This is a genomic window from Actinomycetospora atypica (genome assembly GCF_042653685.1).
Classification (GTDB): domain Bacteria; phylum Actinomycetota; class Actinomycetes; order Mycobacteriales; family Pseudonocardiaceae; genus Actinomycetospora; species Actinomycetospora atypica.
Map to the genome: position 1 here is coordinate 38,411 of NZ_JBHSIV010000026.1, position 25,265 is coordinate 63,675.

The following is a 25,265-nucleotide window of genomic DNA, read 5'->3' on the forward strand; positions in this document are numbered from 1 at the left end:
CGACATCGACCACCGACGCCGCCGAGGCCGAGCCGGGCCCGGCTCAGCGCTACCTCGACGCTCTCGTCGTTCTCCCCGGGGCCGAGCACGTCGTGGTGGTGGACGCCTCCGGGCAGCGGGTCCTCGCCGAGTGGGGCGAACCCGGAGGATCGACCCGGGCGGTGCTCGAACGAGCCCGCCAGGCGGCGGACCCCTCCAGCCGAGGCCGGCGTCAGCTCGAGGACGCCGCCTGGACGACCGCGTCGGCGTTCCACTTCTCGTGCCTCGTGCTCGCCGGTCCCGGCCATCCGGAGTCGGTCTGGGTGGCCCTCCGGGTCGACCGCTCGCGCGGCCACCTGAACTGGTCGAAGTGGGCGTTGGCCCGCCTGAGCGCTCCGGGCGGTCGCTTCTCTCCCGTCACCACCGCCGCCGAGGCGCACCCGGTGGCCCCCGCGGCCGCGGACGACGAGGTCCCGTCGCCGGTGGAGGGCGCGGCTCCGGCTCCCACGGTGGTGTCACCTCCCGTGTTGCCGGCTCCCGCGACGCCGGTCGCGGCGCCGCCGGCGGAGGCCGATCCGAGTGCCCGGATCGCCCGTGCCGCGAGATCGGTCCCGCTCACCTCCAGGGCCCCGGCCGCCTCGGGTCGCCCTCCCGCCTCGTCGGGTGCCGCCGCGTCCACGACGAGCTCGAGCGACGGCTCGGACGCCGCGGACCCGGTGATCGCCGAGCCGGCGACGACCGTCGAGATGGGCACGCCGACGGTCGTGCCGCCCGCGCGGACCTCGATGGAGAACCGCTCGGCCTCGTCCTCTCCCGGGCCGCAGCGGAGCAGCTCCTTCGCCCCGGTCATGGTCGTCCTGCCGCCGCCCGCCCCGATCCCGGACGACGGCACCTTCGAGGAGCCGGCACCGATGCCGGCACCGATGATCGTCGCGCCCGACCTGCCTGCTGTCGGGCGTCCGGTCGAGGTCGAGGTCACCGTCGACCCGGGGTCCGACGACCCGGTCGGGGCCGGACGCCCCCGACCGGTCCGCGTCGTGCCTTCTCCTCGCCCACCGGAGGTCCGGCACCCGGCGGACCGGACCCCGGCTCCCGTTCCCGCTGCACCTACCCGGCCGCCCGTATCAGGGACGACTGCTCCCGCTCCCGAGCCGTCGATCACGAGGCGACTGATCCACGGCCTGCGTCGGCGGTCCTGAGGCCGCGCCACGCGGGACGGTTCGACGGGCGCAGCCGGACCCACGACCGCCGGCTCGACCGCCCACGGCGCGATCGCGGGGGAGGCCGGACATGACGAACGCCCGCCGCGACGTTGCGGCGGGCGTGGGTGGGGGAGCGGTCGGGGGGGGCGAGGAACCGTCAGCGACGGGTGCGGCGGGGGTTCGCGACGGTGGTCTGACGGGCGAGGATCTCGAGGACGGCGGCGTCCGCGTCCTCGTACACGCTCTCGTTCTGGGTCATGCACCCAGCGTGCACCGCTGGGCTGTTCAGGTCATGTCCGACAGCTGTGGCGATCATGACGACGAGATGATGGTCGCGCGACGCAACCCCGGCCAGGTGTACCGACCGTGCACGGTTCATCACCCCTCTCGTGTGGCACTCTTGGCGTGTGCTCCGTACCGCCGGTGCGCGGCTCCTCGACGACCGTGACCGGTCGAGGGTGCGCGGTGTGCTCGACGCTGATCCGGTCGCGACCTGCATGGTCGCGTCGCGGGTCGAGACCGTCGGTGTGGAGCCGTGGCGCCTCGGCGGCGAGCTGTGGGGCGTCGGCGGACGACTCGACGGGCTCTGCTTCTCCGGGGCGAACCTCGTACCGCTGCGTGGCGAGCGCGCGGCCGTCCGGTCCTTCGCCGAGCGGGCGCGACGCCACCGGCGGACGTGCTCGTCGCTGGTGGGGCGCCGCGAACTCGTGCTGCCGCTCTGGGAGGAGCTGACCGAGCACTGGGGCGCCGCCCGCGAGGTGCGGCCCGACCAGCCGCTGATGGCCACCGACTCGAATCCGTCGTGCAGGCCCGATCCCGCCGTCCGGCAGGCCCGCCCCGACGACATGGAGCGCTACCTCCCCGCGGCGATCGCGATGTTCCTCGAGGAGGTCGGGGTCGACCCGCGGGTCGGCGACGGCGGTGCCGGCTACCGGGCGCGGGTCGCCGAGCTGATCTCGTCGGGCCGGGCGTTCGTGCGCTTCGAGAACGGCGAGGTCGTGTTCAAGGCCGAGGTCGGGGCCCTGTCGACCCGGGTCGGCCAGATCCAGGGCGTCTGGGTGCACCCCGAGTGGCGGGGGCGCGGGCTCGGGCAGGCCGGGACCGCGGCGGTCGTCGACCACCTGGTGCGCGCCGGGCGGATCGCGTCGCTCTACGTGAACGCGTTCAACAGCCCGGCACGGGCGGCCTACGCGCGGGTGGGGTTCCAGCAGGTGGCGAGCTTCGCGACGGTCCTCTTCTAGGACTGTCAGCACTGCGGCCTTGCTGACACTGGACGTCACAATCGGACCCTGTACGGCCCCCGGCCTCGTTGATCGCGAGGACTGTGACGGACCGTTCGGTCCTGACCTGGTCGAGTCACATGTAAGTCGATCATGACTCCGCCGACATGTCGTCGGGCCGCGGCATAGGCTCGTCGTCGTGAAGTCCCGTCCGGCCCTGGCCCTCGTCGACGTGCTGGCCGTGCTCGTGTTCGCCGCGATCGGGCGTCGGGCGCACGACGAGAACGCTCAGGGCGCGGCTTTCGCGCTCGGTCAGATCGTGGGGATCGCCCTTCCCTTCCTCGCCGGGGCCGTCCTCGCCGCATTGCTGATCCGGTCATGGAGAGATCCACTCGCTCTGCGGACGGGCATCGCCGTCTGGCTCGGGGCGGTGGTCGTCGGCCTCGCATTGCGAGCCGCCGTCCTCGGGCGCCTTCCCCTGAGCTTCGCCATCGTCGCGACCGTGTCGCTCGCGGTGCTGGTCCTGGGCTGGCGGGGCGTCGTGCGCGGGATCATGGCGGTGCGGCGGCGGAGGGCCACGACCCCGGCCTAGGGTGGAGCCCATGCCGGTGCGCGCCCCTCTGCGGCCCGGGCAGCAGACGTCGCTGCGTCCGGTGCCCGCGTCGATCCCCCGTCCCGAGTACGTCGGGAAGCCAGCCCCCTCCCGCTCCACCGACCCGTGGGTCCAGGACCCCGACGTCATCGAGCGCATGCGCGTGGCGAGCAGGGTCGCGGCGCAGTCGCTGCAGGTCGGCGGCGAGGCCGTGAAGCCGGGCGCCACCACCGACGAGGTCGACCGCGTGGTCCACGAGTTCCTCGTCGACCACGGCGCCTACCCCTCGACGCTGGGCTACCGGGGCTTCCCGAAGTCGTGCTGCACCTCGCTCAACGAGGTCATCTGCCACGGCATCCCCGACTCGACCGTCATCCAGGACGGCGACATCGTCAACATCGACGTCACCGCCTTCCTCGACGGCGTGCACGGCGACACGAACGCCACGTTCCTCGCCGGGGACGTCGCCGAGGAGGACCGCCTCCTCGTCGAGCGCACCCACGAGGCGACGATGCGCGCGATCAAGGCCGTGAAGCCGGGTCGTGAGCTGAACGTGGTCGGGCGGGTCATCGAGGCCTATGCCAAGCGCTTCGGCTACGGCGTGGTCCGCGACTTCACGGGCCACGGGATCGGCCGCTCGTTCCACTCGGGTCTCGTGGTGGTGCACTACGACGACCCCTCGCGCCACGAGATGCTCGAGCCGGGCATGACGTTCACGATCGAACCGATGATCACCCTCGGGGACATCGACTACGACGTCTGGGACGACGGCTGGACGGTCACGACGAAGGACAAGTCGCGCACCGCCCAGTTCGAGCACACGATCCTCGTCACCGACACGGGCAGCGAGATCCTGACGCTGCCGTGAGGCCGCACGTCCTCGCGAGCTGCGCGACCTCGCTCGACGGGTTCCTCGACGACGCCTCCGACGAGCGGCTGATCCTGAGCGGACCCGCCGACCTCGACCGCGTCGACGAGGAGCGCGCGCGGGCCGACGCGATCCTCGTCGGGGCCGGCACGGTGCGCGCCGACGACCCGCGCCTGCTCGTCCGGTCGGCCGACCGCCGCGCGGAGCGCGTGGCCCGGGGCCTGCCCGCCAGTCCGCTGCGGGTGGTCCTGACGACGAGGCCGGTCGACCCGGGTGCGCGGGTGCTGGCCGGCGACGCGGAGACGGTGGTGCTCGCCGGGTCCCCGGGTGAGGTCCTCGACGAGCTGGGGCGCCGCGGCGTCGTCACGCTCATGGTCGAGGGCGGCGCCGGCGTGCTGCGGGACTTCCTGACGGCGGGCGTGGTCGACGAGCTCCAGCTCGTCCACGCCCCGCGCCTCGTCGGCGACGGGCCCCGGTTCACCGGCGGCGGGCCCGACGGCCACCTCGTCGAGACCCGCACCCTCGACGACGACGTCCTGCTGCGGTACCGCTTCGGCGATCCCGACGACCGCCACCTCGCCGAGGCCTGCACCCTCGCCGGGCGCTGCCCCCCGAGCGCGACCGCGTTCAGCGTCGGGTGCGTGGTGGTCGCCGCCGACGGCACGGTGCTCGGCAGCGGCTGGTCCCGGCGCGACGACCCGCTCGACCACGCCGAGGAAGGGGTGCTGCGCCGGATCGGCGACGACCCGCGGCTGCGCTCGGCGACCCTCTACAGCTCGCTGGAGCCCTGCGGTCGTCGTGGGTCGCGCCCGCACCCGTGCGCGGAGCTCATCGTCCGTGCCGGCATCCCGCGCGTGGTCTACGCGTGGAGTGAGCCGCCGGAGTTCGTCGACGCCCCGTCCGGGGCCGGGCAGCTCGCGGCGGCCGGGATCGACACGGTGCAGCACGCGCGCTGGGAGCCGCTGGCCCGCCGGTGTGCGCTGCGCGCTCGTGAGCAGTTCGAGGGGCTATGACCCCGGAAAGTGCTCACGGGCGCGGAGCGCACACCTCGAAGTGCACCGTCGACCACGGGTCGGGGCGGGAGTCGTGCACCTCGACGACGCCCGGGAAGGCCCGCCAGAAGTCCAGCGCCCCGGGCACCGAGGCGTTGGTGTGCAGGCAGACGACGTCGAACCGCTCGGTGGCCCACCGGATCGCCGCCCCCGCCAGCGCCTGCCCGACGCCCCGACGACGAGCGGTCGGGGCCACCCACACCCGGCAGACCTGACCGACCGAGCGCGACGCGTACCGCTCCGCCATCCACCGCGGGACGAACTCCGGCCTCGGGCCGCCGGGGCGCACGGACGCCGTCCCCGCCACGGACCCGTCCGGATCGACGGCCACCAGCAGTACCCGGTCGCGGTGCCCCAGGTAGCTCCGCGCGAGGTCGTCGACGTCCGCGTGCAGCACCGGGTCGTGGCCGCCGAGCTCGGGGAGCATCGCCCGCATGTGCGCCTCGATCGCCGGGAGGTCGGCGATCCCGGCGACCTGGACGGTCGGGGAGAGGCGGATCGCGGTGGGGCGCTCGAGGGCAACCGTCATGTCCGCACTCTTGCATATTAGAGGCAGTTAGCGCATTACTGCGCCTGACAACAAGTGGCTGCGCAAAGGATCACCTACCCGGCAAAACGACCATCGTTCCCAACTAAGGTCACCCTCATGACCGGGCCGCCGCTGGAGATCCGCGACCTCCGCGTCGTCGTGGGCGGACAGGTCGCCGTCGACGGCGTCGACCTCGTCGTGGGCGCGGGGGAGCGGTGGGGCCTGATCGGCCCGTCCGGGGCGGGCAAGACGATGACCGCGAGCGCGACCGCGGCCCTGCTGCCGCCCGGCGCGCACGCCACGGGCAGCGTGCTCCTCGGTGGCACCGAGCTCGTCGGCGCGACCGAGGACGTCCACCGCCGGGTCCGCGGGAGCGCGGTCACCCTCGTCGCGCAGGACTCCGCGACCGCGCTGCACCCGCTCGTCCCGGTCGGTCGCCAGGTCGCGGCGCCGCTGCGTCGGCGGCACGGGCTGGGGCGCCGCGAGGCCGCGCGCCGCGCGGACGACCTGCTCGCCGACGTCGGCCTCCCCGACGGCACCGCCCGCTGCCGACCCGCGCAGCTCTCCGGGGGCCAGCGCCAGCGCGTCGCCCTCGCGGCCGCCCTGGCCTGCGACGTCGCGCTGCTCGTCGCCGACGAACCGACCGCGGCCCTCGACCCGACGGTCGCCCGCGACCTCCTCGCCCAGCTCGACCGGTCCCTCCGCGAGCGTCGCATCGCCCTGCTGCTGGTCACCCACGACCTCACCGCCCTGACCGCCGTCTGCGACCACGTCGCGGTGATCGACCACGGCCGGATCGTCGAGCGCGGGCCGGTGCGCGAGGTGCTCTCCGCCCCCGCGCACGAGTGCACGCGTGCGCTCGTGGACGCCGCCCGGTCGCTCGTCCCGAGCACCCTGCCCGCATGACCGCGACCCTCGAGGCGGTCGGCCTCCACCGGTCCTACCGCGTGCCCGGCACCCGCCCCTGGCGCCGCGCGACCCGCGTCGCCCTCGACGGCGTCGACCTCGCCCTGCCGGCCGGACGGTCCCTCGCGCTGGTGGGGGAGTCCGGGTCGGGCAAGTCGACCCTGCTGCGGATGCTGCTCGCCCTCGAGGTTCCCGACGACGGGTCGGTGCGGTTCCGCGGTGAACCCGTCACCCCCGCTGCGCCGGGACGGCTGCGCCACGAGGTCGGCGTGGTCGTGCAGGACGCCGGCGGCTCGCTCGACCCGCGGTGCCCGGTGCGCGAGAGCCTGCGCGAACCGCTGGAGTGCCTCGACGGCTGGGCCGGGGTCGACCACGACGCCCGGGTGGTCGAGCTCATGACCGCCGTCGGGCTCGACCCCGAGACGGGCGACCGTCGCCCCGGCCAGTTCTCCGGCGGGCAGCGCCAGCGGCTCGCCCTGGCCCGCGCGCTGATCGCGAACCCGTCCGTGCTCGTCGTCGACGAACCGTTCTCGGCGGTCGACCCCGCGACCCGCGCCCGGCTGGTCGCCCTGCTGCGCACCCTGGTCGAGCGGTCGGCGATCCAGGTGCTGCTGGTGACCCACGACCTCGGCGTCGCCGACCGGCTCTGCGACGACGTCGTCGTCCTCGCCCACGGACGGGTCGCCGAGTCCGGCTCGATCGGCGAGGTCTTCGCCCGCCCGCGCTCGGCCGCGGCCCGGGACCTGCTCGGCGCCGTCGGGCGGCTGCCGGAGGTCCGCGCGTGACCACCACCGAGGCCCACGGCCTGCGCGCCACCCTGCGCCGGTGGTCGATCGTCTCCCGGCTCGGCGAGCTCCCCGGGCCGATGCGGCTCATCGTGCTCGGCCAGCTCGCCTTCAACACCGGCTTCTACCTGGTGCTGCCGTTCTTCGCGGTGCACCTGGGCCGGGATCTCGGCTATTCCGGGGCCGCGATCGGGCTGCTGCTCGGGCTGCGGACCTTCTCCCAGCAGGGCCTCTTCGCCGTCGGCGGGGCGCTGGCCGACCGGTACGGCACCAAGCAGGTCGCGGTGACCGGCTTCGTGATCCGCATCGCCGGGTTCGTCCTCCTCGCGTTCGCCGACGGCCTGCCGCTCCTGGTCCTGGGCACGGTGGCGGTCGGCTTCGCGGCCGCGCTGTTCTCCCCGGCCGTCGAGTCCGAGCTGGCCCGGCAGGCGGGGCGCTCCCCCCTCCCGCGCGCCGACGTCTTCGCCATGTTCGCGGTGTGCGGGCAGATCGGCGTCGTCGTCGGGCCGGTCCTCGGGTCCGCGCTGCTCGCGGTGGACTTCGCGGTGACCACGCTGGCCGCGGCGGCCGTGTTCGTCGTCGTGCTGGTCGTCTTCGTCGTGGTCATGCCGCGCGAGCCCGGCGCGCACGCCGCGGACCCGGTGTTCGCGGGCTGGCGCGACGTCGCCCGCGACCGGGCCTTCCTCGCCTTCGCGGCGGCGTACTCGACGTGGCTGCTGTCCTACAACCAGCTCTACCTCCTGCTCCCGATCGAGCTGACCCGGGTCGACGCCACCGGCGCGCTCGGGGCGATGTTCGTGCTCGCCGCCGTCATGGTGATCCTCGGCCAGCTCCCGGTCACCGCGGTCACCCGGCGCGTCGGGCCCCGACGCGCCCTGCCCGCCGGGTTCGCCCTCCTCGCCCTCGCCCTCGGGCTGACCGCCCTCCTGACCGCCCTCCCGGCCCTCCCCGGGCCCTGGCGCGTGGTGCCGGCCGCGCTGTTCGTGGTGCTGCTGACCCTCGGGCAGATGACGGTCATGCCCCAGGCCCAGGACGCCGTCGGGCGGCTCGCGGGGGAGCGGCGGCTCGGCAGCTACTTCGGTGTGCTCGCGACCGCGGGCGGGGTGGCCGTGCTGCTCGGCGGCACCGTCCTCGGCGCCCTCGTCGACCCGGCGATCCCGCCGGCCGTCCCCTGGGCCGTCGCCGCGGTCCTCCCGGCCGTGAGCGCGGTGGCGCTCGCGGTCCTCGCCCGGCGGGTCCCCGCCCTCGGGTCCGTCCACGAAAGGAACGACGCGTGACTCGCACCGCGCGCTGTGCCCCCGTCCTGCTGGCGGCGCTGCTCGTGCTCACCGGCTGCTTCAGCGGCGGGGGAGGGACCGCGGCCGCCGGCGACCAACGGCTCCGCGTCGCGCTCTCCTTCGCGCCCAAGGCCGGCCTGACGCCCGACGCCAACGAGGCCGTGCTCGCGACCCGGCTGGGCGCGACCGAACCCCTGACGACCGTCGTCGACGGCGAGCCCCGGCCGGTCCTCGCGACCGCGTGGACGCCGACCGGCCCGACGAGCTGGCGGTTCACCCTGCGCTCCGGCGTGACCTTCCACGACGGCACCCCGCTCACCCCGGCCGCCGTCGCGAACTCCCTCAACCGCGCCGCCGCGGCCACGCCCGGCCCGCGGGCGCTGACCACGCTCAAGCGGTCCGGCACCCCGCTGACGGCGGTGCCCGACGGCGCCGACGCCGTCGTCGTGACGACGCCCGTGCCCGACCCGGTGCTGCCCGCCAGGCTGGCGTCGCCCGAGCTGGTCGTCCTCGCCGACCGCGCCTACGCCGACCCCGTGCGCCCCGCCCCGACCCGCGCCGGCACCGGCCCGTTCGTGCTCACCGCCGTGCAGGGGTCGACCGGCGCGACGTTCGACCGCAACCCGACCTACTGGGGCGGCCCGGTCGCCGCGGCCGGGGTCGACGCGCGCTTCCTCACCGACGGCGCCGCCCGGGCCAACGGCATCCGGGCGGGGGAGCTCGACGTCGCGGACGCGATCCCGGTCTCGCAGGCGGCGTCGATCGCCGCGCCCGCGCAGGTCCTCGCCGTCCCGCTGCCGCGCAGCGTCTCGCTGCACCTCGACATGCGCTCGCCGGTCTTCGCCGACCCCGGTCGCCGCGCCGCCGTCCGCGACGCGCTGCGCCCGCTCGACGTCGCCGGGACGATCTACGAGGGCCGGGCCGACGCCGCCGCCGCGCTGTTCGGGCCCGCCACCCCCTGGGCGGCCGGTCGACCGCCCCGGACCGACACCCCGGCCACCCCGCCCGCCGGCGCCGTCGTCCGGCTCGCGACCCAGTCCAACCGCCCGGAGCTCCCCGAGATCGCCTCGGCCGACGCGGACGCCCTGCGCCGCGCCGGGTTCACCGTCGAGGTCACCGTGCTCGACACCTCCGCGCTCGAGCCGCGGCTGGGCACCGGCGCGTTCGACGCGGTGGTCGTCAGCCGCTCGCAGCAGCTCAACACCAGCGACCCGGTGAGCTATCTCGCCAGCGACTTCGGGTGCACCGGGGGCTACAACTGGTCGCGCTACTGCGACCCGGCCACCGACGCGATCCTCGCGCAGGGCGCCACGAGCAGCGACCTCGGCGCCCGGCGGCAGGCCGCGCTGGCGGCCGAGGCCCGCGTGCTCTCGGCCGACGCCGTCGTCCCGCAGATCGCCGAGCGCGCCCGGCTCGGGGTGGGGGCCGGTGTCACCGGCGTCGCGCAGGACCCGACCGAGCTGACCCTGATCACCGCGACCACCGCCCGGTCGTGACCGGGGCCGTCCTGACGACGGGCCGCCCGCGGCGGGGCCCCCGGGTCCCGCTCCGGCCCGCGCTCACCGCCGTGGGCGCCGTCGTCGGCCTCGCGGTGCTGGTCGCGGCGCTGCCGTGGCTGTGGGACTCCGACCCCGCGGCCTCGGTGCTGCGCACGCTCTACCCGGAGCGGGAGGCCGACCCGGCGGCGCTCGAGGCGCTGCGGCGCGAGCTCGACCTGCCGTCGAACCCGGCGGTCGGGGCGGCGCAGTGGCTCGGCGGGCTGGTGCGCGGCGACCTGGGGACCTCCTGGATCACCCGGGGCCCGGTGGCCCCGGACGTCCTGGGGGCGCTCGGCAGGTCGCTGACCCTCTCGGTCGCCGCGACCCTGGTGGCCGCGGTCGTCGCCGCGGTCCTGCTGCTGCCGGCCCTGCTCGCGGGGGCCCGGGGCCGCACCGGCGGCCGCGGCGTGCCCGCCGGCGCCGCGATCCTCGCCGCGCTCCCCGAGATCGTGCTCGGCAGCGTGCTCGTGCTGGTCGTCGCGGTGGGGTGGCGGCTGCTCCCCTCCTCGGGCTTCGCCGGGCCGCAGTACCTCGTCCTGCCCGCCCTGGCGCTCGGGGTGCCGGCGGGCGGGCTGCTCGCCCGCGTGCTCGCCGTCTCGGTCGACGCGACCCTCGACGAGGCCTGGGTGCGCAGCTGGCGCTCGTGGGGGAGCTCCACGGCCCGGATGGTGTCGGGCGTGGCGCGGCGGGCGGTGGCGGTGGCGGTCCCGCAGATCGCGCTGCTGGTGGTGGGCCTGCTGGGCGCGGCCGTCGCCGTCGAGAAGCTCTTCGACGTCCCCGGGATCGGGACGACCGCCCTCGACGCCGTGCTCGCCCAGGACCTCCCGACGGTGCAGGCCGCGGTCGCCCTGCTCGTGCTGCTCGGCCTCGGGCTCGGCGGGCTCGGGGTGCTCGTCCACCGCGCGCTGCTCGGTCCCGCCCTCGCCGGGCGCGAGCTCGCGGCCGGCGTCGAGGTCGTCGCCCCGCGGCGCGTCCCCCGGTCGGCGGTGGCGGTCGCAGCCCTGCTGGTCGCGCTCGTCGTCGCGGGCCTGCCCCGCGACCTGGCGGGCGACGGGGGACGCCGGCTCGCCCCGCCGTCGTGGTCGTTGCCCTTCGGTGCCGACGCGAACGGCCGGGATCTGTTCGCGCGCTTCGCCCACGGTGCCCTGCTGACCCTCGGCAGCGCGGTGGCGATCTCGGCGATCTGCCTGGTGGTGGGCCTGGCCGTCGGCATCGGCGCCCGGTCGGCCCGGGCGGGGGCCGCGGACGTGCTCAACGCGCTCCCGCCGGTGTTCGTCGGGCTGCTCGTCGCCGCGGTCGCCGGGCCCGGGCTCCTCGGCGCGTCCGCCGCCGTCGCGCTGGTCGGCTGGGTGCCGCTCGCGGTGCACGCGCGGACCCTCGCCGCCGAGGCCCGGGCGTCGGGCTACGTGCGGGCCGCGGAGCTCGTCGGCGCCTCGCGACGGCGGATCGCGCGGCGCCACGTGCTCCCCGCCGTCGTCGGGCCCGTCTCCCGGCACGCCCTGGCGCGCATCCCGCACGTCGCGCTCGCCCTCGCGGCCCTGTCCTTCCTCGGGCTCGGCGCGCCGCCCGACTCGCCGGAGTGGGGTGCGATGCTCGCGGTCTCGCAGGGCTATCTCGAGCGCGCCCCCTGGACCGTGCTCGCCCCCGTCGTCGGGCTGCTCGGGCTCGCGGGCGTGCTCGCGTCGCTGCGCGAGAGGTAGCCCCGGTCTCAGACCAGGCCGAGGGCGACCATCGCGTCGGCCACGCGGATGAAGCCGCCGATGTTCGCCCCGGCGACGTAGTCGCCCGGGCTGCCGTACTCCTCGGCGGTCTCGAGACAGCGGTCGTGGACCGAGTGCATGATCTCGGCCAGCCGCTCCTCGGTGTACTCGAAGGTCCACGTGTCCCGTGAGGCGTTCTGCTGCATCTCCAGCGCGCTGGTGGCGACGCCGCCGGCGTTGGCCGCCTTGCCCGGCGCGAAGCTGACGCCGGCGTCCCGCAGCACGCGGATGGCCTCGGGCGTCGTGGGCATGTTGGCGCCCTCGGCGACGACGCGGCAGCCGTGGTCGGCGAGCCGGCGGGCCCCGTCCTCGTCGAGCTCGTTCTGGGTCGCGCACGGCAGGGCCACGTCGCAGGGGACCGACCAGATCGACTCGCCCTCGACGTAGCGCGCCTTGTCCCCCCGCGCCTCGGCGTAGTCGGTCATGCGGCCCCGGCGCTCCTCCTTGATCTCCCGGAGCAGCTCGAGGTCGATCCCGTCCTCGTCGACGACGAACCCGTTCGAGTCGGAGCAGGCGACCACGCGGCCGCCGAGCTGATGGACCTTCTGGACGGCGTGGACCGCGACGTTGCCCGACCCGGAGACCACCACCGTCATGCCGTCGAACGAGGCGTCGGCCGCCTTGAGGATCTCGTCGACGAAGAACACGAGGCCGTACCCCGTCGCCTCCGTTCGCACCCGGGACCCGCCCCAGTTCAGGCCCTTCCCCGTCAGGACCCCCGACTCGTACCGGTTGGTGATGCGCTTGTACTGCCCGAACAGGTAGCCGATCTCCCGCTGGCCGACCCCGGTGTCGCCGGCCGGCACGTCGGTGTACTCGCCCAGGTGGCGGTAGAGCTCGGTCATGAACGACTGGCAGAACCGCATGACCTCGGCGTCGGAGCGGCCCTTCGGGTCGAAGTCGGAGCCGCCCTTGGCCCCACCGATGGGGAGGCCGGTCAGCGAGTTCTTGAAGATCTGCTCGAAGCCGAGGAACTTGACGATGCCCAGGTACACGCTCGGGTGGAAGCGCAGGCCCCCCTTGTACGGGCCCAGCGCCGAGTTGAACTCCACGCGGAACCCGCGGTTGAGCTGCGGTCGCCCCTCGTCGTCGGCCCACGGCACGCGGAAGATGATCTGCCGTTCGGGTTCGCAGAGTCGCCGGATGATCTCGGTGTCGGCGAAGGCGGCGTGCTTGTCGACGACGGGGCCGAGGTTCTCCAGGACCTCCCTGACCGCCTGGTGGAACTCCTGCTCCCCGGGGTTGCGCCTGACGACCTCGTCGAACACCGCGGTCAGCCTGTCGTCCGGCAAGGACATGCGCGTCTCCGTTCAGCTCGGCCCCCGAGGTCCCGCACGGGACCGGGTGGGGTCGGACCGTAACGTGTTCGTAACGCCGGCGGCGCCGCGGTCAGCGCGACGCGCGGTCGCGCTCCAGCCAGGGGGCGAGGTAGTCGAGGTCGAGGTCGGGCCGGTCCCTCGCGAGTTCGACCATCATCGCGATCCGGTGCGACGCGTCCGCGGTGAGCCGGAAGGTCTCGTCGCGGTCGAGGCCCACCTCCGGGCCGAGGGCCTGCGCGGCCGCGACGATCTGCCCGGTGGCGTGGCGCAGCGCCTCGGCGTCGTCCCGTGCGAGGTCCGCGGACAGGCCGGCCTCGGTCAGTCGGCGGTCGAGGTCGCCCAGCTGCTCGCCGAGCCACTCCCACGGGTGCTCGGTCAGCCGGCGGTCCCAGGTCCGCTCGGAGGGCTCGTCGCCGTCGAAGCGCGGGTGGTAGTGCGCGGCGCCGTAGGGCGCCCCGGGCCGGTCGAGCCGGCCGAAGATGTCGGCGCGCCAGAACGTCCGGTCGACGACGAGGGGCTGCGCGGCGGACTCGCTGCCGCGGTGCGGGAGGGCCTCGCGGAGCGCGAGCTCGACGCGGGCCCCGGTCTCGAACGTCGCGTCGGTGCCGACCTCGAACCAGCGGCGCACGGTGACGGCCGTGGCGGTGAAGGAGTAGGTGATCATCATGCCGGGTCTCCCGTGGACGGCCGGTCGAGGAGCACCGCGAGGAGCTCGTCGACCGAGGTGACGTGGTGGTCGAAGGCGTCGTCCGGCGTCGGCGGGTCGCCCGTCGGGCGGGCGAGGTAGGCGGTGCGCATGCCCTCGGCGCGGGCCGCCCGCAGATCCCACGCGTGCGTCGCGACCAGGAGCGTGCGCTCCGCCGGGCGGCCGATCCGGTCGAGGGCCATCCGGTAGACGCGCGGGTCGGGCTTGAAGCTCTGCGCCAGCTCCGCGGAGAGGCTCAGGTGCCAGCGCAGGCCGGCGCGGGCGTCGAGACGCAGCAGGGTCGTGAGGTCGGCGTTGGACAGCCCGACGACCTCGTAGCGCGCCGCGAGCCGGTCGAGGGCGGCCGCCGAGTCGGGCCACGCCGCGACCTGCCGCGTGGGGGACTCCACCTCGTCGGCCGCCGTCCGGTCGGTGGCCCCGGCCCGCTCGGCGACGAGCCGGCCGGCCTCCCGGTCGAGGACGTCCGCCGTCGCGTAGGCGCGCTCGCCGGCGATCACCCGGCGGTGCTCGGCGCCCACGTGCTCCTCCCACCGCGCCGCCAGGTCGTCCACGCGGTCGTCGTCGGCGTCGGGCACCAGGGCCCGGACGGCCGCCCGGACGGCGCCGTCGAGGTCGACGAGCGTGCCGAGGACGTCGAACACGATCGTGTCGACCTCCGGAGATGACCTGGTCATGCCGCTCCCGTGCCGTGCTCGTCGGGCGGGCTGCGGGTCGCAGGCCGTCACCGGTCCGGGAGGTGATCCTGGACGGCGGGGGCATCACCGGTCAAGGTGGTGACGTGGACTTCGCTCTGGTCAGCGGCAACCCGGCGCTGGATCTGGCGGGGACGCTGCAGTGGCGCCGCAGCGACCCCGTGGACCTGCTCGTCGACCCGGCCGCGCTGCGGTCCTGGCTGGTGCAGGCCGGTGTGGTCCAGGACGCGGTGCGGGTCGGCCCGGCCGACCTGTCCCGGGCCGTCGAGCTGCGCGAGGCGCTCTACCGGCTGGCCTGCGACCGGCTCGCGGACCGGGAGTACGACGAGGCCGCGCTCGGGATCGTCAACCGGGCCGCGGCCGGGCCGCCCATTGAGATCGCCCTGACCCCCACCGGGGTGCGGCGTCGGGGCGACGTCGACGCGGCCCTGGGGGAGGTCGCCCGCTCGCTGGTGGTGCTGCTGGGCGCGGCGGACGCGCCACCGATCAAGGAGTGCGGGCGGGCGGCCTGCACCCGCCTCTACCTCGACCGGTCACGGGGCGCCCGGCGTTCCTGGTGCGGCATGGAGGAGTGCGGGAACCGGGTCAAGGCCGCCGCGTACCGCGCGCGCCGGAGGGCGGCCCGGACCTCCTGACACCGGACCCGGGTGCGGCGGCCCGGGGCCGGACGCGGTAGAAGGTGCGCGTGCGACTCCTGGACGAGATCGACGTGACCGAGCTGGGCGAGCTGCAGACCCGTGGCGAGCCCGCCTGGATCGACCTGCGCGACCCGGACGAGGCCGAGCTCACCGCGGTCGCCCAGGCCCTCGGCCTGCACCAGCTCGCGCTCGAGGACAGCCTCGAGTTCGGCCAGCGACCCAAGGTCGACCGGTACGACGACCAGCTGCTCCTGGTTTTGTTCGGCATGGACGTCGCCGAGGACGGGACCCCGCGCCAGGTCGAGGTCCACGTCCACGTCCTCGCCGGCCACGTGCTGACCGTCAGCCGGACGCCGCCCGCGCAGCTCGAGCGGGTCCGCCGGAGCCTCGACCGCGGGGCCGGCTGCAGCCGGGCGGAGCTGGTGTACCGCGTGATCGACGCGGTCACCGACTCGCTCACCGACGGCCTCGAGGTCGTCGCCGCGGAGGTCGACGCCTTCGAGGAGACGATCTTCGACCACCCCCGCGCCCGCGACCGCGACCGGATGGCGGTCCTGCGCCGCACCCTCAACGGGGTGCGCCGGACGTTGATCGCCCAGCGCCAGGCGTTCCCGCGGATCGTCGACCAGCTCGTGGCCGTCGCCGACGACCCCGACACCCTCCGGACCTACCTGGCCGACGTCTCCGACCACCTGTCGCAGGCCCTGGACGAGGTCGAGGCCGACCGCGAGAGCCTGCAGGGCATGCTCGACACGTACTCCAACGAGGTGCAGGAACGGCTGACGATCGTGGCCACGGTGTTCCTGCCGCTCACCGCCCTCACCGGGTTCTTCGGGCAGAACTTCGACTGGATGCTCGCCCACATCGGCTCGGCGTGGGCGTTCTTCGGCCTCGGGATCGGGGGTCTGGTCGGCTCGGTGCTGATCATCCTCCTGTGGCTGCGGCGCACCGGGCTGCTGGACAAGTCGGGGACCTCGTCCGGAGCCTGACGCCGTCCCGGAGGGCTATGGCGCCATCGTGGCGCCACGATGCTTGACGATGGCGCCACCCTGCGCCACAGTGGTGCCATGCAGGTGGACGAGTACGTCGAGCGGCTCCGGGTGCAGTTCGCCGCCATCGCCGAGGTCGCCGGCACCGAGGTCCGGGAGGTCGCGGAGCGGCTGGTCACGCCGCTGGAGTCGGCGGTGCGGCTGGTGCTGCTCGAGGCGCTGGCCGCGGCGGCCGACGAGATCACGCTCGACCTGAGCCCCGGCTCGGTCCACCTGCGCCTGCGGGAGCAGGACGCCGACTTCGTCGTCACCCCGGCCCCCGCCGGCCCCGGACCCGACGTCCCCGCCGCGCCGCGCGAGGCGGCACCGGAGGCCGACGGCGGGCCGGTCGCCCGGGTGAACTTCCGGCCCTCGGAGAGTCTGAAGGCCCGCATCGAGGACGCCGCGGGTCGCGAGGGGCTCAGCGTCAACACCTGGCTGTCGAGGGCCGCGACCGCCGCCCTCGACCGTCCCGGCAGCACCACACCAGCGGCGGGTCCCCCGCCCGGTGCCCGCCGGGGCGGCTGGTTCGGCTAGCGCCGCGCCCGCCCGACGCCCAGACCGACACCACCCACTCACGGGGTCGCGACCCCGGGGAGGCGATGACCCGTGCCCACGTTCGACACCCCCGACCCCATCACCGCGACCGTCGAGCTGCCCATCGGCGAGCTGCGCGTCATCGCCTCCGACCGTCCCGACACCGAGGTCGAGGTGCGCAGCACTCCGGCCGACCGCGACGTGGCCGACGGCGTGCGCGTCGAGTTCGACGGCGGCGAGCTGCGCGTCACCGGGCCGCGGCTCGGCCTGCGCAAGCTGCTGGTCCCCACGCCCGGGCGCTCGCTGGAGGTGGAGATCGCGCTCCCCGCCGGCTCGGCGCTCACGGCCACGACGATCTACGGCGGGATCGAGGCCCGGGGCCGGCTGGGCGCGTGCCGGGCGCGGTGCCGCTACGGCGACGTCCGCGTCGAGGACGCCGCGACGGCCGACCTCGCCGCGACCTACGGCCAGGTGCGCGTGAGCGGCACGGTCACCGGCGACGCCGCCCTGGGCGCCGACCACGGGGGCGTCCGCGTGCACCGCGTCGGCGGCGCGGCCGACCTGCGGACCAGGCACGGCGCCATCCGCGCCGACGAGATCGGCGGTCCGGCCCGTCTGACCGGCGCCCACGGCGACGTGGAGGTCGACGTCGCCGAGGACGACGTGCACGCCCGCACCTCCCACGGCGCCGTCCGCCTCGGGCGCGTCGCCCGCGGCGAGGTCTCGATGACCAGCACGTCGGGTCGCCTCGAGGTCGGCGTCGCCCCCGACAGCGCCGCGTGGCTCGAGCTCGCCTCCACCACCGGGCGGGTCAGCAACGCCCTCACCCCGCGCGACGACCCCGGCGGCTTCGCCGAGACCGTCGCGATCACCGCCCACTCCCGCGACGGCGACATCGTCGTCCGCCGCTCCTGAGCCACGCGGCCCTCGAACCACCCACCCGGCCACCGCCGACGGATCGCCGCTCACGGCGATCCGTCACCCGAGCCTGCCCGCCCCCGGGAAGGAACCCCGCCATGCCGACCGCACCCGCGATCTCCGTCTCCGACCTCCACAAGTCCTACGGCGACCAGGCCGTGCTGCGCGGTGTCGACCTCGACGTCCCGGCCGGCACCGTGTTCGCGCTGCTCGGCCCCAACGGCGCCGGCAAGACCACGATGGTCCGGATCCTGTCCACGCTGCTCCGCGCCGACCGCGGCCGCATCCGGGTGGCCGGACACGACCCGGTCACCGACCCCGACGCCGTGCGGGCCGCGATCGGCGTCACCGGCCAGTTCTCGGCCGTCGACGGGCTGCTCACCGGCACCGAGAACCTCCGGCTCATGGCCGACCTGCACCACCTGCCGCGCTCCCGTGGACGGGCCCGTGTCTCGGAGCTGCTCGACCGGTTCGGCCTGGTCGACGCCGCCGGGAAGCCGGCCGGCTCCTACTCCGGCGGCATGCGCCGTCGCCTCGACCTCGCCATGACCCTGGTCGGCACGCCCGAGGTGATCTTCCTCGACGAACCGTCGGCCGGCCTGGACCCCCGCAGCCGCCGGGACCTGTGGCAGGACGTCCGCGACCTGGTCGACGGCGGTGTCACCGTCCTCCTCACCACGCAGTACCTCGAGGAGGCCGACGAGCTCGCCGACGACGTCGCCGTCCTCGACCACGGCCGCCTCGTCGCGCGCGGCAGCCCCGCCCACCTGCGGACCCTCGTGCCCGGTGGCCACGTCCGGGTCCGCTTCGCCGACCACGCCGACCTCGTCGCGGCGGCCGCCGCCGTCCCGGCCGGCGTCCCCGACCACGACGCGCTGACCCTGCAGGTCCCCGACGACGGCGTGCCCGCGCTGCGGGCGCTGCTGGAACGCCTCGACGCGGCCGGTGCGACTCCCGACGAACTGACCGTGCACACCCCCGACCTCGACGACGTGTTCCTCGCCCTCACCGGCCCGACGCCCACGACCGACCGCCCGAACGAGGTGTCCACCCCATGACCGCACCCGCCCCGACCACGTCCCCGCACCAGCGCCGCCGCGCCCTCACGGACTGCCGGACGATGGTGCGGCGCCGGCTCACGCACATGCGCCGCTACCCCTCGCTGACGCTCATGCTCATCGGTCAGCCGATCGTCTTCCTGCTGCTGTTCGTCTACGTCTTCGGCGCCACCATGGGTGCGGGGCTCGCCGGCCCCGGCGGCGGCCGCGCCGAGTACCTCACCTTCATCACCCCGGCGATCCTGCTCATGACGATCGCGAGCGTCGCCCTGTCCACGGCGCTCGCCGTGGCCACGGACATGACCGAGGGCATCGTCGACCGCTTCCGGACGATGGCCATCGCGCGGGTCAGCGTGCTCACCGGGCACGTGGTCGGCGCCCTGATCCAGACGGCGGTCGCGCTCGTCGTCGTCCTGGCCGTGGCGCTCCTGCTGGGGTTCCGCAGCGCCGCCGACGCGGTCGGGTGGCTGGGCGTCGTCGGGCTGCTGGCGCTCGTGACCCTCGCCCTCACCTGGTTCACCGTCGCGCTCGGACTCGCCGCCCGGTCGGTGGAGACCGCCAGCAACACCCCGCTGTTCCTGGTCCTGCTGCCCTTCCTCGGCAGCGGCTTCGTCCCCACCGGCTCGATGCCCGCGGGGCTGCGCTGGTTCGCCGAGTACCAGCCGTTCACCCCGATCATCGACACCCTGCGCGGGCTCCTGACCGACGCGCCCGACGTCACCGGCAGCGCGGTCGCCGCCGTCGCCTGGTCCGTCGTGATCGCCGCGGGCAGCTACCTGTGGGCCCGGCACCTGTTCGCCACCCGCGGCGCGCGCTGAGCACCGCCGCCCGACCTCCTAGGCTCACCCGCGTGCAGGGCGCCCTCCTCGTCGCGGGGACCACCAGCGACGCCGGCAAGAGCGTCCTCGTCGCCGGCCTCTGTCGCTGGCTCGCCCGCCGTGGGGTCGACGTGGCCCCGTTCAAGGCCCAGAACATGAGCAACAACTCCGTCGTCACCACCGACGGCGGCGAGATCGGGCGGGCGCAGGCGCTGCAGGCGGCCGCGTGCGGGCTCGCGCCGAGCGTCGCGTTCAACCCCGTGCTGCTCAAGCCCGGCAGCGACCGCACCAGCCAGGTGGTCGTGCACGGCCGCGTCGACGGCACCGTGTCGGCGATGTCCTACCGCGAGCGCAAGCCGGCGCTGCTGGACGTCGTGACGACGGGCCTGGCGCGGCTGCGCGAGCAGCACGACGTCGTCGTCTGCGAGGGCGCGGGGTCCCCGGCGGAGATCAACCTGCGCGCCACGGACATCGCGAACATGGGGTTGGCCCGCGCGGGCGACCTGCCGGTGATCGTCGTCGGTGACATCGACCGCGGCGGGGTCCTCGCGCACCTCTTCGGCACCCTCGCGGTGCTCGAACCGGCCGACCAGGCGCTGGTCGCGGGCTTCGTCGTGAACAAGTTCCGCGGCGACCCGGCGCTGCTCGCGCCCGGCCTCGCGCAGCTGCAGCGCCTCACCGGGCGGCCGACCCTCGGGGTGGTCCCGTTCGCGGACGCGCTGTGGATCGACGCGGAGGACTCGCTCGGCCACGACGGCGCGGTGGGCCGGCCCGGCCCGCCGCTCGGGCGCGAGTGGCTCCGGGTGGCGGTGGTCCGGCTGCCGCGGGTCTCCAACGGCACCGACGTCGACGCGCTCGCGAGCGAGCCCGGGGTCGCCGTCCGCTACGTGACCTCCCCCGGGGAACTGGTCGGCGCCGACCTCGTCGTGCTCCCCGGGTCGAAGGCGACCGTCTCGGACCTGGCGTGGCTGCGGTCGTCGGGAATCGCCGACGCGGTGCTCGCCCACGCGCGGGCCGGGCGACCGTTGCTCGGCATCTGTGGCGGCTACCAGATGCTCGCGCGGGAGATCCACGACCCGCACGGCACCGAGGCGGCCCCCGGGCGCCATCCCGGGCTGGGGCTGGCGGGGTTCGACGTCGTCTTCGACCCCGACAAGCACCTCGGCAACCCCACGGGCACGGCGCTGGGGGAGACGGTGGTCGGCTACGAGATCCACCACGGGCGGGAGCTCCGGGGCGACGACGCGCCGCTGGTCACGACCGCCGACGGGACCCCCGAGGGGCTCGACGCCGGGACGGTGCTCGGCACGCACTGGCACGGCCTGCTGGAGAACGACGGGTTCCGACGACGACTGCTGGCGCGGGTCGCGTCGCTGTCCGGCCGGGACTTCGAGGTCTCGACGACGACGTCGTTCGCGGCCGCGCGGACGGCGCAGCTCGACCTGCTCGCCGACCTCGTGGAGCAGAACCTCGACACGGGGGCGCTGGAGGGGCTGATCACCGGGGGTGCGCCCGCGGGGCTGCGGGTGGTGCCCCCGGCCGGGGCGCCGTAGCGACGCTGGAGCGAACGGCACTCTCGCTCGCATAGAAGCAGCGGAAGTGCCGTTCGCTCCGGGAGCGCGGGCCTACTTGGCCGCGTTCGCGACCTTGTCGATCGAGTCCGAGAGCTGGTCCTCGGTGAGCATCGGGAAGAAGCCGCGGAAGTTGTCGTCCTGCACGCCGCTCCAGTCGTAGGTCTGCGTGACCTTCGTGCCGGACCCGGCGGGCTCGAGCTCCCAGGTGTAGGTGTGCCCGGTGGCCTGGGTCTCGCCGAGCTTGTCGGTGTAGCCGTCGATCGGGTGGATCGAGGGCGCCCAGCCGATCTTCCGGTTCTCCTCGTAGGCGACGACCGTGTTCTTCATCTGGTAGTCGCCGAGGGCGTCCTGGTTCATGTTCATGATGAACTCGTCGCCCGTGCCGGTGACCTTCTCGCTGCCGGGCTCGACGCCGCGGAGCATGCCGGCGCCGTCGAACTCGGTGTGCCGCGCCGGCTGCGAGAGCAGGGAGAACATCTGCTCGGGGCTGGCGTCCACGGTCTTGGTGACCTGAAGCTGGTCGCTCACGATCGTCCTTCCGGTGTCGGGACTGGCCGGACGCCGCGGGGACGTCCGGCCGCTCGGGAGGAGCGTGCCCCGATCGTGCGCGGCTCAATCGCGCGCGATGGACCGTTCGGACCTGCCTGATCGGACGGATGCGCCCGGGTCAGGACGCCCGCGACACCTCGTAGACGTGCCCCGCGGTGCGGAGTCGCTCGACGAGGGCGGGCCCCATGGCGGTGGCCGGCGTCAGCGAGCCGGCGCGCTCGGGGAGCCGGTCGCCGTCGAGGGCGAGGCAGAGGACCGACTCGCCGAGCATCACCGCGGTGGCGGCGTAGCCCGGGTCGCCCGAGCCGGAGACCCGGGCGGTGTAGCGGGCGCCGGTGGTGGTGACCGCGTCGACGTCGTGGCGGAACCAGCCCTTCGCGCGGGTCTCGGCCGACGGGCCCTCCCCGGGCTTGGGCAGGACGCGGTCGAGCAGCGTGCGCACGCCCGGCGTCGCGAAACCGGCCAGCATGCCGCCGAGCCCGGCGGTGACCGCCCCGGCGGTGAGGGCGCCGACTGGGCCGCTGCCGGTGGCCATGACCTCGCCGTAGCGCAGGCCCTTGCCGTAGGAGTAGCCGGCGACCGCGTTGGACCGGCGCACGATGCGGGTGTTGTAGGAGGCCATGACGAACGGGGCCGCCCACCGGCCGTCGAGCCAGCCGCCGTCGAGCCGGTGCGGGGCCGGGCTGTCGCTGGGCTGGCGGGTGTCGGGCTCGCCCCCGCGGTCGGGGGAGAGGCTGTACGGGTCGCGCAGCAGCTTCATCGTCGAGCGCTCGGCCTTGACGGTGTCGGCGAGGCCGCGCATCGAGTCGATCGTGCCGCCGGAGACCCCGCCGCGGACGCGCGCCACCGTGGTGACGTCGGTGAGCTCGCCCTCCGCGTCGGCCTGCACGCGGGAGTGCAGCAGCAGGACGCCGAGGTCGGAGGGCACCGAGTCGTACCCGCAGGAGTGGACGATGCGGGCGCCGGTGCCCTGCGCGACCGCGTCGGTGGCGTCGATCGCCTCGCGGGTGAAGGTGACCTCGCCGGTGAGGTCGGCGTAGTGGGTGCCCGCGGCGGCGCACGCCTCTGCCAGCGGCAGCCCGTACTTCGCGTACGGCCCGACGGTGGTGGCGATCGCCGTGGTCGAGGCCGCCATCGCGTCGAGCGCCGCGCGGTCGGTGGAGTCGGCGACGATCAGGGGCCAGTCGCTGCCCGGGGCCGGCAGCGTGGCCCGCGTCCGCTCGAGCTTCTCCCGGGAGCGCCCGGCCAGCGCGATCCGCGTGCCGGTGGGGGCGTGGCGGGCGAGGTAGTCGGCGGTCAGCGCCCCGACGAAGCTGGTGGCCCCGTACAGGACGACGTCGTGTTCGCGCTCGGTCATGGGCCCGACGTTATCGCCGGTCACCGTCGGCCGCGCGGGTGATCACGAAGACGGGGTGGCGCGGGGCGATCGCGGCGAGCTCGGCGTCGGTCGAGTCGGCCCCGACACCCTCGAAGAACGCACCGACCTCCCAGGCCCAGGCCTTCAGGTAGGCCCGGAGCACCGGGACGACCTCGGGTCCGGTGACCTCGCGCACCCCGATCTGCTCGGTGCGGCGACCCACGGTCAGCTGCGCGGTCCCGGCGGCCCGGACGTTGCGGACCCACTGGGTCTGGCCGCGGGCGGCGACGAGGTAGCGGGTCCCGTCGAGGGTCAGGGGGTTCACCGGGGTGGTGCGCAGCTCGCCGGACACGCGACCGCGGTGGCCGAGGACGGCCGAGCCGGCCAGCGGGAGGCCGAGCCGGGTGAAGAGCGCGACGGCCGGGTTCATGATGCGGCGGGTGATGAAGCCGGGGCGCTGGTAGTGCGTGGCGGTCATGGTGACTCCTCGATGTGAGCACTGCTCTCTGTTGAGAGCAATGCTCTCTGAGGTGGTCGAGGAAGTCAAGAGCACTGCTCTCTGTCAGGCTGTGGGACATGCCGACCGCCCGTGACCGCGCCCGCGTCGAGACGACCGCGGCGATCCTCGCCGCGGCCCGGGCCCAGCTCGCGGAGGTCGGTGCGGCGGCGCTGTCGCTCCGGGCGGTGGCCCGCGAGGTGGGCATGGTGTCGTCCGCGGTGTACCGCTACTTCCCGAGCCGCGACGACCTGCTCACCGCCCTGATCATCGAGGCCTACGACGCGGTGGGGGAGGCGGCCGAGCGGGCCCGCCGCGGCGGGACCCCGCTCGAGCAGTGGGTGTCGGTCTGGCGCGCCGTGCGCCGGTGGGCGCTCGAGCACCCCGCGCAGTACGCGCTGATCTACGGCTCGCCGGTCCCCGGCTACGCCGCGCCGCAGGACACCCTGCCGGCGGCGGGCCGGGTCGCCGTGGTGCTGACCGACATCGCGATCGAGGCCGCCCACGTCGTCGACCCGGGCCCGGTGGTCGACGCCGTCGTGTCGGAGCTCCTGCCGGGCCTCGACCCTCGCCTCGGCCCCGCCGCTGTCACGTCGTGGACGCTGCTGTTCGGCACCGTCGGGTTCGAGCTGTTCGGGCAATACGAGAACGTGGTCGTCGACCGCGAGGCCTACTTCGACCACGTCGCGACCACGGCGGCCGGCTGGGTGGGGCTCTAGGGCTGCGGTGCACAGCACCGCTCCGACCTCGGACAGAACGTCCTACTGGCAAGGGAGGACGCAGCTTGCTCCTTCTGGTAGCCGGTAACACTGGGGCGGCGGCGTTCGAACCTGGACGCGACACCCACCGCGAGCCCCGGGACTGCCGAGATGGCTGACCACCACGGTCCGATCAATGTCAATGTCAACGTCAGTCAGTCGCAAAGCCAGACTCGAAGTCAGCACAACACCAACAACGGTCGTTCGGGCTGCCTGACCGTATTTGGTTTCCTGATCCTTGTTGGAATCATCGGAAAGGCTTTCGAGGCCTCGCCGGTGCTTGGCGGGCTGATCGTCACGGTCATCGTGGTCGCCGTCGCGTGGGGCCTCCTGGCCCGCTACAACGCGGAGCAGGAGGAGAAGCGGGCCGAGGCCGCGAAGGCTGCAGCGGCGGCCAAGGCCGCCGAGGTCCGCTCGGAGATCGAGTCTCGTGCTTCGATCGACGCGGTCGGGGGGTGCGGGTGGTGTGGCTACCCCGAGTCTCACCGAGGCGCGACCGGGCACCCGGTGCATCCCCGCGACTGGCACGCACTCGACGTCGAGGAAGCGGTGCGGGCCGCGAACGGATCACCAGGCGCGAACTCGGCACCTCACCTCGTCGATCCGCAATCCGCACCGCGGCCGAATGTGCTTCCGCAGCCTCAGCGAGCGCCCGAGCCGAGGCCGGAAGTCGTCCGGCCGGTGTCTCCCCCTGTCACACCGGCTACGCCGCCGCTTCCACGCGCACCTCAGCGTTCGTCAGGAATGCGCCGCCCTCCGCGTGTGGAGCAGCACGATGAACTGTTGGCCCAGCTGCGTTACGACGACGCCGGTGAGTGCCAGTGGTGTGGCTCGCCGAGCGAGCACCGCACTGAGTTCGGTCGGGTCGTTCATCCGGCCAAGTTCCACCGAGCCGAGTACGAGGCCGAGCGCACCCTCCGTGACGGCGGTACCGCGAAGGCCTGAGCTGGGTAAGACCGAAGTGTCGGTTCAACCCTCCCTCCGTACGACGGCTGAGGCCCGTCTCCGGTGTACCGAATTGGCCACTGGTCGGGTCGATGTTCCGTTCAGATACGAAGTCGGCCTCGCTAGCGTGGTGTCACCAGCGTGGGCTAGGGGGCTGAGGTGGA

General features: G+C 74.8%; 26 protein-coding genes. 18 read left to right on the forward strand and 8 right to left on the reverse strand.

Features of this window, described 5'->3' with window-relative positions; all coding sequences use genetic code 11:
* Positions 1–211 precede the first annotated feature (211 nt).
* The gene (locus tag ACFPBZ_RS21140) at positions 212–829 is read right to left on the reverse strand and encodes a hypothetical protein (protein ID WP_378038082.1); all 618 of its coding nucleotides are present in this window, start codon (positions 827–829) and stop codon (positions 212–214) included.
* Between the two features lie 759 nt (positions 830–1,588).
* Here ACFPBZ_RS21140 and ACFPBZ_RS21145 point away from each other — a divergent pair.
* The 4 genes from ACFPBZ_RS21145 (at position 1,589) to ACFPBZ_RS21160 (ending at position 4,874) form a co-directional block, all read left to right on the forward strand.
* Positions 1,589–2,422, forward strand: a complete 834-nt coding sequence (locus ACFPBZ_RS21145; RefSeq protein WP_378038083.1) for a GNAT family N-acetyltransferase — start codon at positions 1,589–1,591, stop codon at positions 2,420–2,422.
* Between the two features lie 178 nt (positions 2,423–2,600).
* Positions 2,601–2,993 (forward strand): DUF3054 domain-containing protein, encoded by a 393-nt coding sequence (locus ACFPBZ_RS21150; protein WP_378038084.1) that lies wholly within the window; start codon positions 2,601–2,603, stop codon positions 2,991–2,993.
* Positions 2,994–3,003: 10 nt separating this feature from the next.
* The gene (map, locus tag ACFPBZ_RS21155; RefSeq protein ID WP_378038085.1) at positions 3,004–3,861 is read left to right on the forward strand and encodes a type I methionyl aminopeptidase; all 858 of its coding nucleotides are present in this window, start codon (positions 3,004–3,006) and stop codon (positions 3,859–3,861) included.
* Complete coding sequence (locus tag ACFPBZ_RS21160) at positions 3,858–4,874, forward strand: dihydrofolate reductase family protein (protein ID WP_378038086.1); 1,017 nt, start codon at positions 3,858–3,860, stop codon at positions 4,872–4,874. The genes map and ACFPBZ_RS21160 overlap by 4 nt, the downstream gene beginning before the upstream one ends.
* Before the next feature lie 13 nt (positions 4,875–4,887).
* Here the strand turns inward: ACFPBZ_RS21160 and ACFPBZ_RS21165 are convergent, their stop codons facing one another.
* Positions 4,888–5,442, reverse strand: a complete 555-nt coding sequence (locus ACFPBZ_RS21165) for a GNAT family N-acetyltransferase (protein WP_378038087.1) — start codon at positions 5,440–5,442, stop codon at positions 4,888–4,890.
* Positions 5,443–5,559: 117 nt separating this feature from the next.
* On the opposite strand from ACFPBZ_RS21165, the gene ACFPBZ_RS21170 reads away from it, so the two are divergent.
* From ACFPBZ_RS21170 to ACFPBZ_RS21190, 5 genes are read left to right on the forward strand one after another with little or no spacing between them, the layout of a single operon-like run.
* Entirely contained in the window at positions 5,560–6,348 is a 789-nt protein-coding gene (locus tag ACFPBZ_RS21170; protein WP_378038088.1) for an ATP-binding cassette domain-containing protein, read from the forward strand.
* Positions 6,345–7,133 carry an ABC transporter ATP-binding protein gene (locus tag ACFPBZ_RS21175; protein WP_378038089.1) on the forward strand — a complete coding sequence of 263 codons (789 nt, stop codon included), beginning with the start codon at positions 6,345–6,347 and terminating at the stop codon, positions 7,131–7,133. The genes ACFPBZ_RS21170 and ACFPBZ_RS21175 overlap by 4 nt, the downstream gene beginning before the upstream one ends.
* Entirely contained in the window at positions 7,130–8,410 is a 1,281-nt protein-coding gene (locus tag ACFPBZ_RS21180) for an MFS transporter (RefSeq protein WP_378038090.1), read from the forward strand. Before ACFPBZ_RS21175 ends, ACFPBZ_RS21180 begins: the two co-directional genes overlap by 4 nt.
* Positions 8,407–9,906, forward strand: coding sequence for an ABC transporter substrate-binding protein (locus ACFPBZ_RS21185; protein WP_378038091.1), 1,500 nt, complete (start codon positions 8,407–8,409; stop codon positions 9,904–9,906). The genes ACFPBZ_RS21180 and ACFPBZ_RS21185 overlap by 4 nt, the downstream gene beginning before the upstream one ends.
* Positions 9,903–11,648 (forward strand): ABC transporter permease subunit, encoded by a 1,746-nt coding sequence (locus ACFPBZ_RS21190; RefSeq protein ID WP_378038092.1) that lies wholly within the window; start codon positions 9,903–9,905, stop codon positions 11,646–11,648. Before ACFPBZ_RS21185 ends, ACFPBZ_RS21190 begins: the two co-directional genes overlap by 4 nt.
* Before the next feature lie 8 nt (positions 11,649–11,656).
* On the opposite strand, the gene gdhA is transcribed toward ACFPBZ_RS21190, so the two are convergent.
* From gdhA to ACFPBZ_RS21205, 3 genes are all read right to left on the reverse strand, one after another.
* Positions 11,657–13,006 (reverse strand): NADP-specific glutamate dehydrogenase, encoded by a 1,350-nt coding sequence (gene gdhA, locus ACFPBZ_RS21195; protein ID WP_378038093.1) that lies wholly within the window; start codon positions 13,004–13,006, stop codon positions 11,657–11,659.
* A gap of 91 nt (positions 13,007–13,097) precedes the next feature.
* Positions 13,098–13,694, reverse strand: a complete 597-nt coding sequence (locus tag ACFPBZ_RS21200; protein ID WP_378038094.1) for a hypothetical protein — start codon at positions 13,692–13,694, stop codon at positions 13,098–13,100.
* Positions 13,691–14,407 (reverse strand): haloacid dehalogenase type II, encoded by a 717-nt coding sequence (locus ACFPBZ_RS21205; protein WP_378038095.1) that lies wholly within the window; start codon positions 14,405–14,407, stop codon positions 13,691–13,693. The genes ACFPBZ_RS21200 and ACFPBZ_RS21205 overlap by 4 nt, the downstream gene beginning before the upstream one ends.
* Positions 14,408–14,511: 104 nt before the next feature.
* Between ACFPBZ_RS21205 and ACFPBZ_RS21210 the strand changes: the two genes are divergently transcribed.
* From ACFPBZ_RS21210 to ACFPBZ_RS21240, 7 genes are all read left to right on the forward strand, one after another.
* Positions 14,512–15,060 carry a CGNR zinc finger domain-containing protein gene (locus ACFPBZ_RS21210; RefSeq protein ID WP_378038096.1) on the forward strand — a complete coding sequence of 183 codons (549 nt, stop codon included), beginning with the start codon at positions 14,512–14,514 and terminating at the stop codon, positions 15,058–15,060.
* 50 nt (positions 15,061–15,110) lie between these two features.
* Positions 15,111–16,052, forward strand: coding sequence for a magnesium transporter CorA family protein (locus tag ACFPBZ_RS21215; protein WP_378038097.1), 942 nt, complete (start codon positions 15,111–15,113; stop codon positions 16,050–16,052).
* A gap of 78 nt (positions 16,053–16,130) precedes the next feature.
* The gene (locus tag ACFPBZ_RS21220; protein ID WP_378038098.1) at positions 16,131–16,628 is read left to right on the forward strand and encodes a hypothetical protein; all 498 of its coding nucleotides are present in this window, start codon (positions 16,131–16,133) and stop codon (positions 16,626–16,628) included.
* A gap of 72 nt (positions 16,629–16,700) precedes the next feature.
* Entirely contained in the window at positions 16,701–17,543 is an 843-nt protein-coding gene (locus tag ACFPBZ_RS21225; RefSeq protein ID WP_378038099.1) for a DUF4097 family beta strand repeat-containing protein, read from the forward strand.
* Between the two features lie 101 nt (positions 17,544–17,644).
* A complete protein-coding gene (locus ACFPBZ_RS21230) occupies positions 17,645–18,604 on the forward strand; it encodes an ATP-binding cassette domain-containing protein (protein ID WP_378038100.1) in 960 nt (319 codons plus the stop codon).
* The gene (locus ACFPBZ_RS21235; RefSeq protein ID WP_378038101.1) at positions 18,601–19,422 is read left to right on the forward strand and encodes an ABC transporter permease; all 822 of its coding nucleotides are present in this window, start codon (positions 18,601–18,603) and stop codon (positions 19,420–19,422) included. Before ACFPBZ_RS21230 ends, ACFPBZ_RS21235 begins: the two co-directional genes overlap by 4 nt.
* Positions 19,423–19,454: 32 nt before the next feature.
* The gene (locus ACFPBZ_RS21240; RefSeq protein WP_378038102.1) at positions 19,455–20,975 is read left to right on the forward strand and encodes a cobyric acid synthase; all 1,521 of its coding nucleotides are present in this window, start codon (positions 19,455–19,457) and stop codon (positions 20,973–20,975) included.
* Positions 20,976–21,047: 72 nt separating this feature from the next.
* Here ACFPBZ_RS21240 and ACFPBZ_RS21245 read toward each other — a convergent pair whose 3' ends face one another.
* The 3 genes from ACFPBZ_RS21245 to ACFPBZ_RS21255 form a co-directional block, all read right to left on the reverse strand.
* Positions 21,048–21,524: an SRPBCC family protein gene (locus ACFPBZ_RS21245; protein WP_378038103.1), complete on the reverse strand. Its 477-nt coding sequence runs from the start codon at positions 21,522–21,524 to the stop codon at positions 21,048–21,050.
* Between the two features lie 139 nt (positions 21,525–21,663).
* The gene (locus tag ACFPBZ_RS21250; protein ID WP_378038104.1) at positions 21,664–22,902 is read right to left on the reverse strand and encodes a saccharopine dehydrogenase family protein; all 1,239 of its coding nucleotides are present in this window, start codon (positions 22,900–22,902) and stop codon (positions 21,664–21,666) included.
* Positions 22,903–22,912: 10 nt separating this feature from the next.
* Entirely contained in the window at positions 22,913–23,380 is a 468-nt protein-coding gene (locus ACFPBZ_RS21255; RefSeq protein WP_378038105.1) for a nitroreductase family deazaflavin-dependent oxidoreductase, read from the reverse strand.
* A gap of 98 nt (positions 23,381–23,478) precedes the next feature.
* Between ACFPBZ_RS21255 and ACFPBZ_RS21260 the strand changes: the two genes are divergently transcribed.
* Together ACFPBZ_RS21260 and ACFPBZ_RS21265 are read left to right on the forward strand one after the other, a co-directional pair.
* Positions 23,479–24,117 carry a TetR/AcrR family transcriptional regulator gene (locus tag ACFPBZ_RS21260; protein WP_378038106.1) on the forward strand — a complete coding sequence of 213 codons (639 nt, stop codon included), beginning with the start codon at positions 23,479–23,481 and terminating at the stop codon, positions 24,115–24,117.
* A gap of 150 nt (positions 24,118–24,267) precedes the next feature.
* The gene (locus tag ACFPBZ_RS21265; protein ID WP_378038107.1) at positions 24,268–25,101 is read left to right on the forward strand and encodes a hypothetical protein; all 834 of its coding nucleotides are present in this window, start codon (positions 24,268–24,270) and stop codon (positions 25,099–25,101) included.
* The last annotated feature ends 164 nt before the right edge of the window (positions 25,102–25,265 follow it).

What these genes read in the sequence shown, in the direction of transcription:
- ACFPBZ_RS21200 (WP_378038094.1), bottom strand. Translation starts at nt 13,694, where the DNA reads ATGATGATCACCTACTCCTTCACCGCCACGGCCGTCACCGTGCGCCGC.
- ACFPBZ_RS21265 (WP_378038107.1), top strand. Translation starts at nt 24,268, where the DNA reads ATGGCTGACCACCACGGTCCGATCAATGTCAATGTCAACGTCAGTCAG.
- ACFPBZ_RS21205 (WP_378038095.1), bottom strand. Translation starts at nt 14,407, where the DNA reads ATGACCAGGTCATCTCCGGAGGTCGACACGATCGTGTTCGACGTCCTC.
- ACFPBZ_RS21140 (WP_378038082.1), bottom strand. Translation starts at nt 829, where the DNA reads ATGACCGGGGCGAAGGAGCTGCTCCGCTGCGGCCCGGGAGAGGACGAG.
- ACFPBZ_RS21175 (WP_378038089.1), top strand. Translation starts at nt 6,345, where the DNA reads ATGACCGCGACCCTCGAGGCGGTCGGCCTCCACCGGTCCTACCGCGTG.
- ACFPBZ_RS21170 (WP_378038088.1), top strand. Translation starts at nt 5,560, where the DNA reads ATGACCGGGCCGCCGCTGGAGATCCGCGACCTCCGCGTCGTCGTGGGC.
- gdhA (WP_378038093.1), bottom strand. Translation starts at nt 13,006, where the DNA reads ATGTCCTTGCCGGACGACAGGCTGACCGCGGTGTTCGACGAGGTCGTC.
- ACFPBZ_RS21255 (WP_378038105.1), bottom strand. Translation starts at nt 23,380, where the DNA reads ATGACCGCCACGCACTACCAGCGCCCCGGCTTCATCACCCGCCGCATC.
- ACFPBZ_RS21230 (WP_378038100.1), top strand. Translation starts at nt 17,645, where the DNA reads ATGCCGACCGCACCCGCGATCTCCGTCTCCGACCTCCACAAGTCCTAC.
- ACFPBZ_RS21235 (WP_378038101.1), top strand. Translation starts at nt 18,601, where the DNA reads ATGACCGCACCCGCCCCGACCACGTCCCCGCACCAGCGCCGCCGCGCC.
- ACFPBZ_RS21250 (WP_378038104.1), bottom strand. Translation starts at nt 22,902, where the DNA reads ATGACCGAGCGCGAACACGACGTCGTCCTGTACGGGGCCACCAGCTTC.
- ACFPBZ_RS21260 (WP_378038106.1), top strand. Translation starts at nt 23,479, where the DNA reads ATGCCGACCGCCCGTGACCGCGCCCGCGTCGAGACGACCGCGGCGATC.
- map (WP_378038085.1), top strand. Translation starts at nt 3,004, where the DNA reads ATGCCGGTGCGCGCCCCTCTGCGGCCCGGGCAGCAGACGTCGCTGCGT.
- ACFPBZ_RS21220 (WP_378038098.1), top strand. Translation starts at nt 16,131, where the DNA reads ATGCAGGTGGACGAGTACGTCGAGCGGCTCCGGGTGCAGTTCGCCGCC.
- ACFPBZ_RS21165 (WP_378038087.1), bottom strand. Translation starts at nt 5,442, where the DNA reads ATGACGGTTGCCCTCGAGCGCCCCACCGCGATCCGCCTCTCCCCGACC.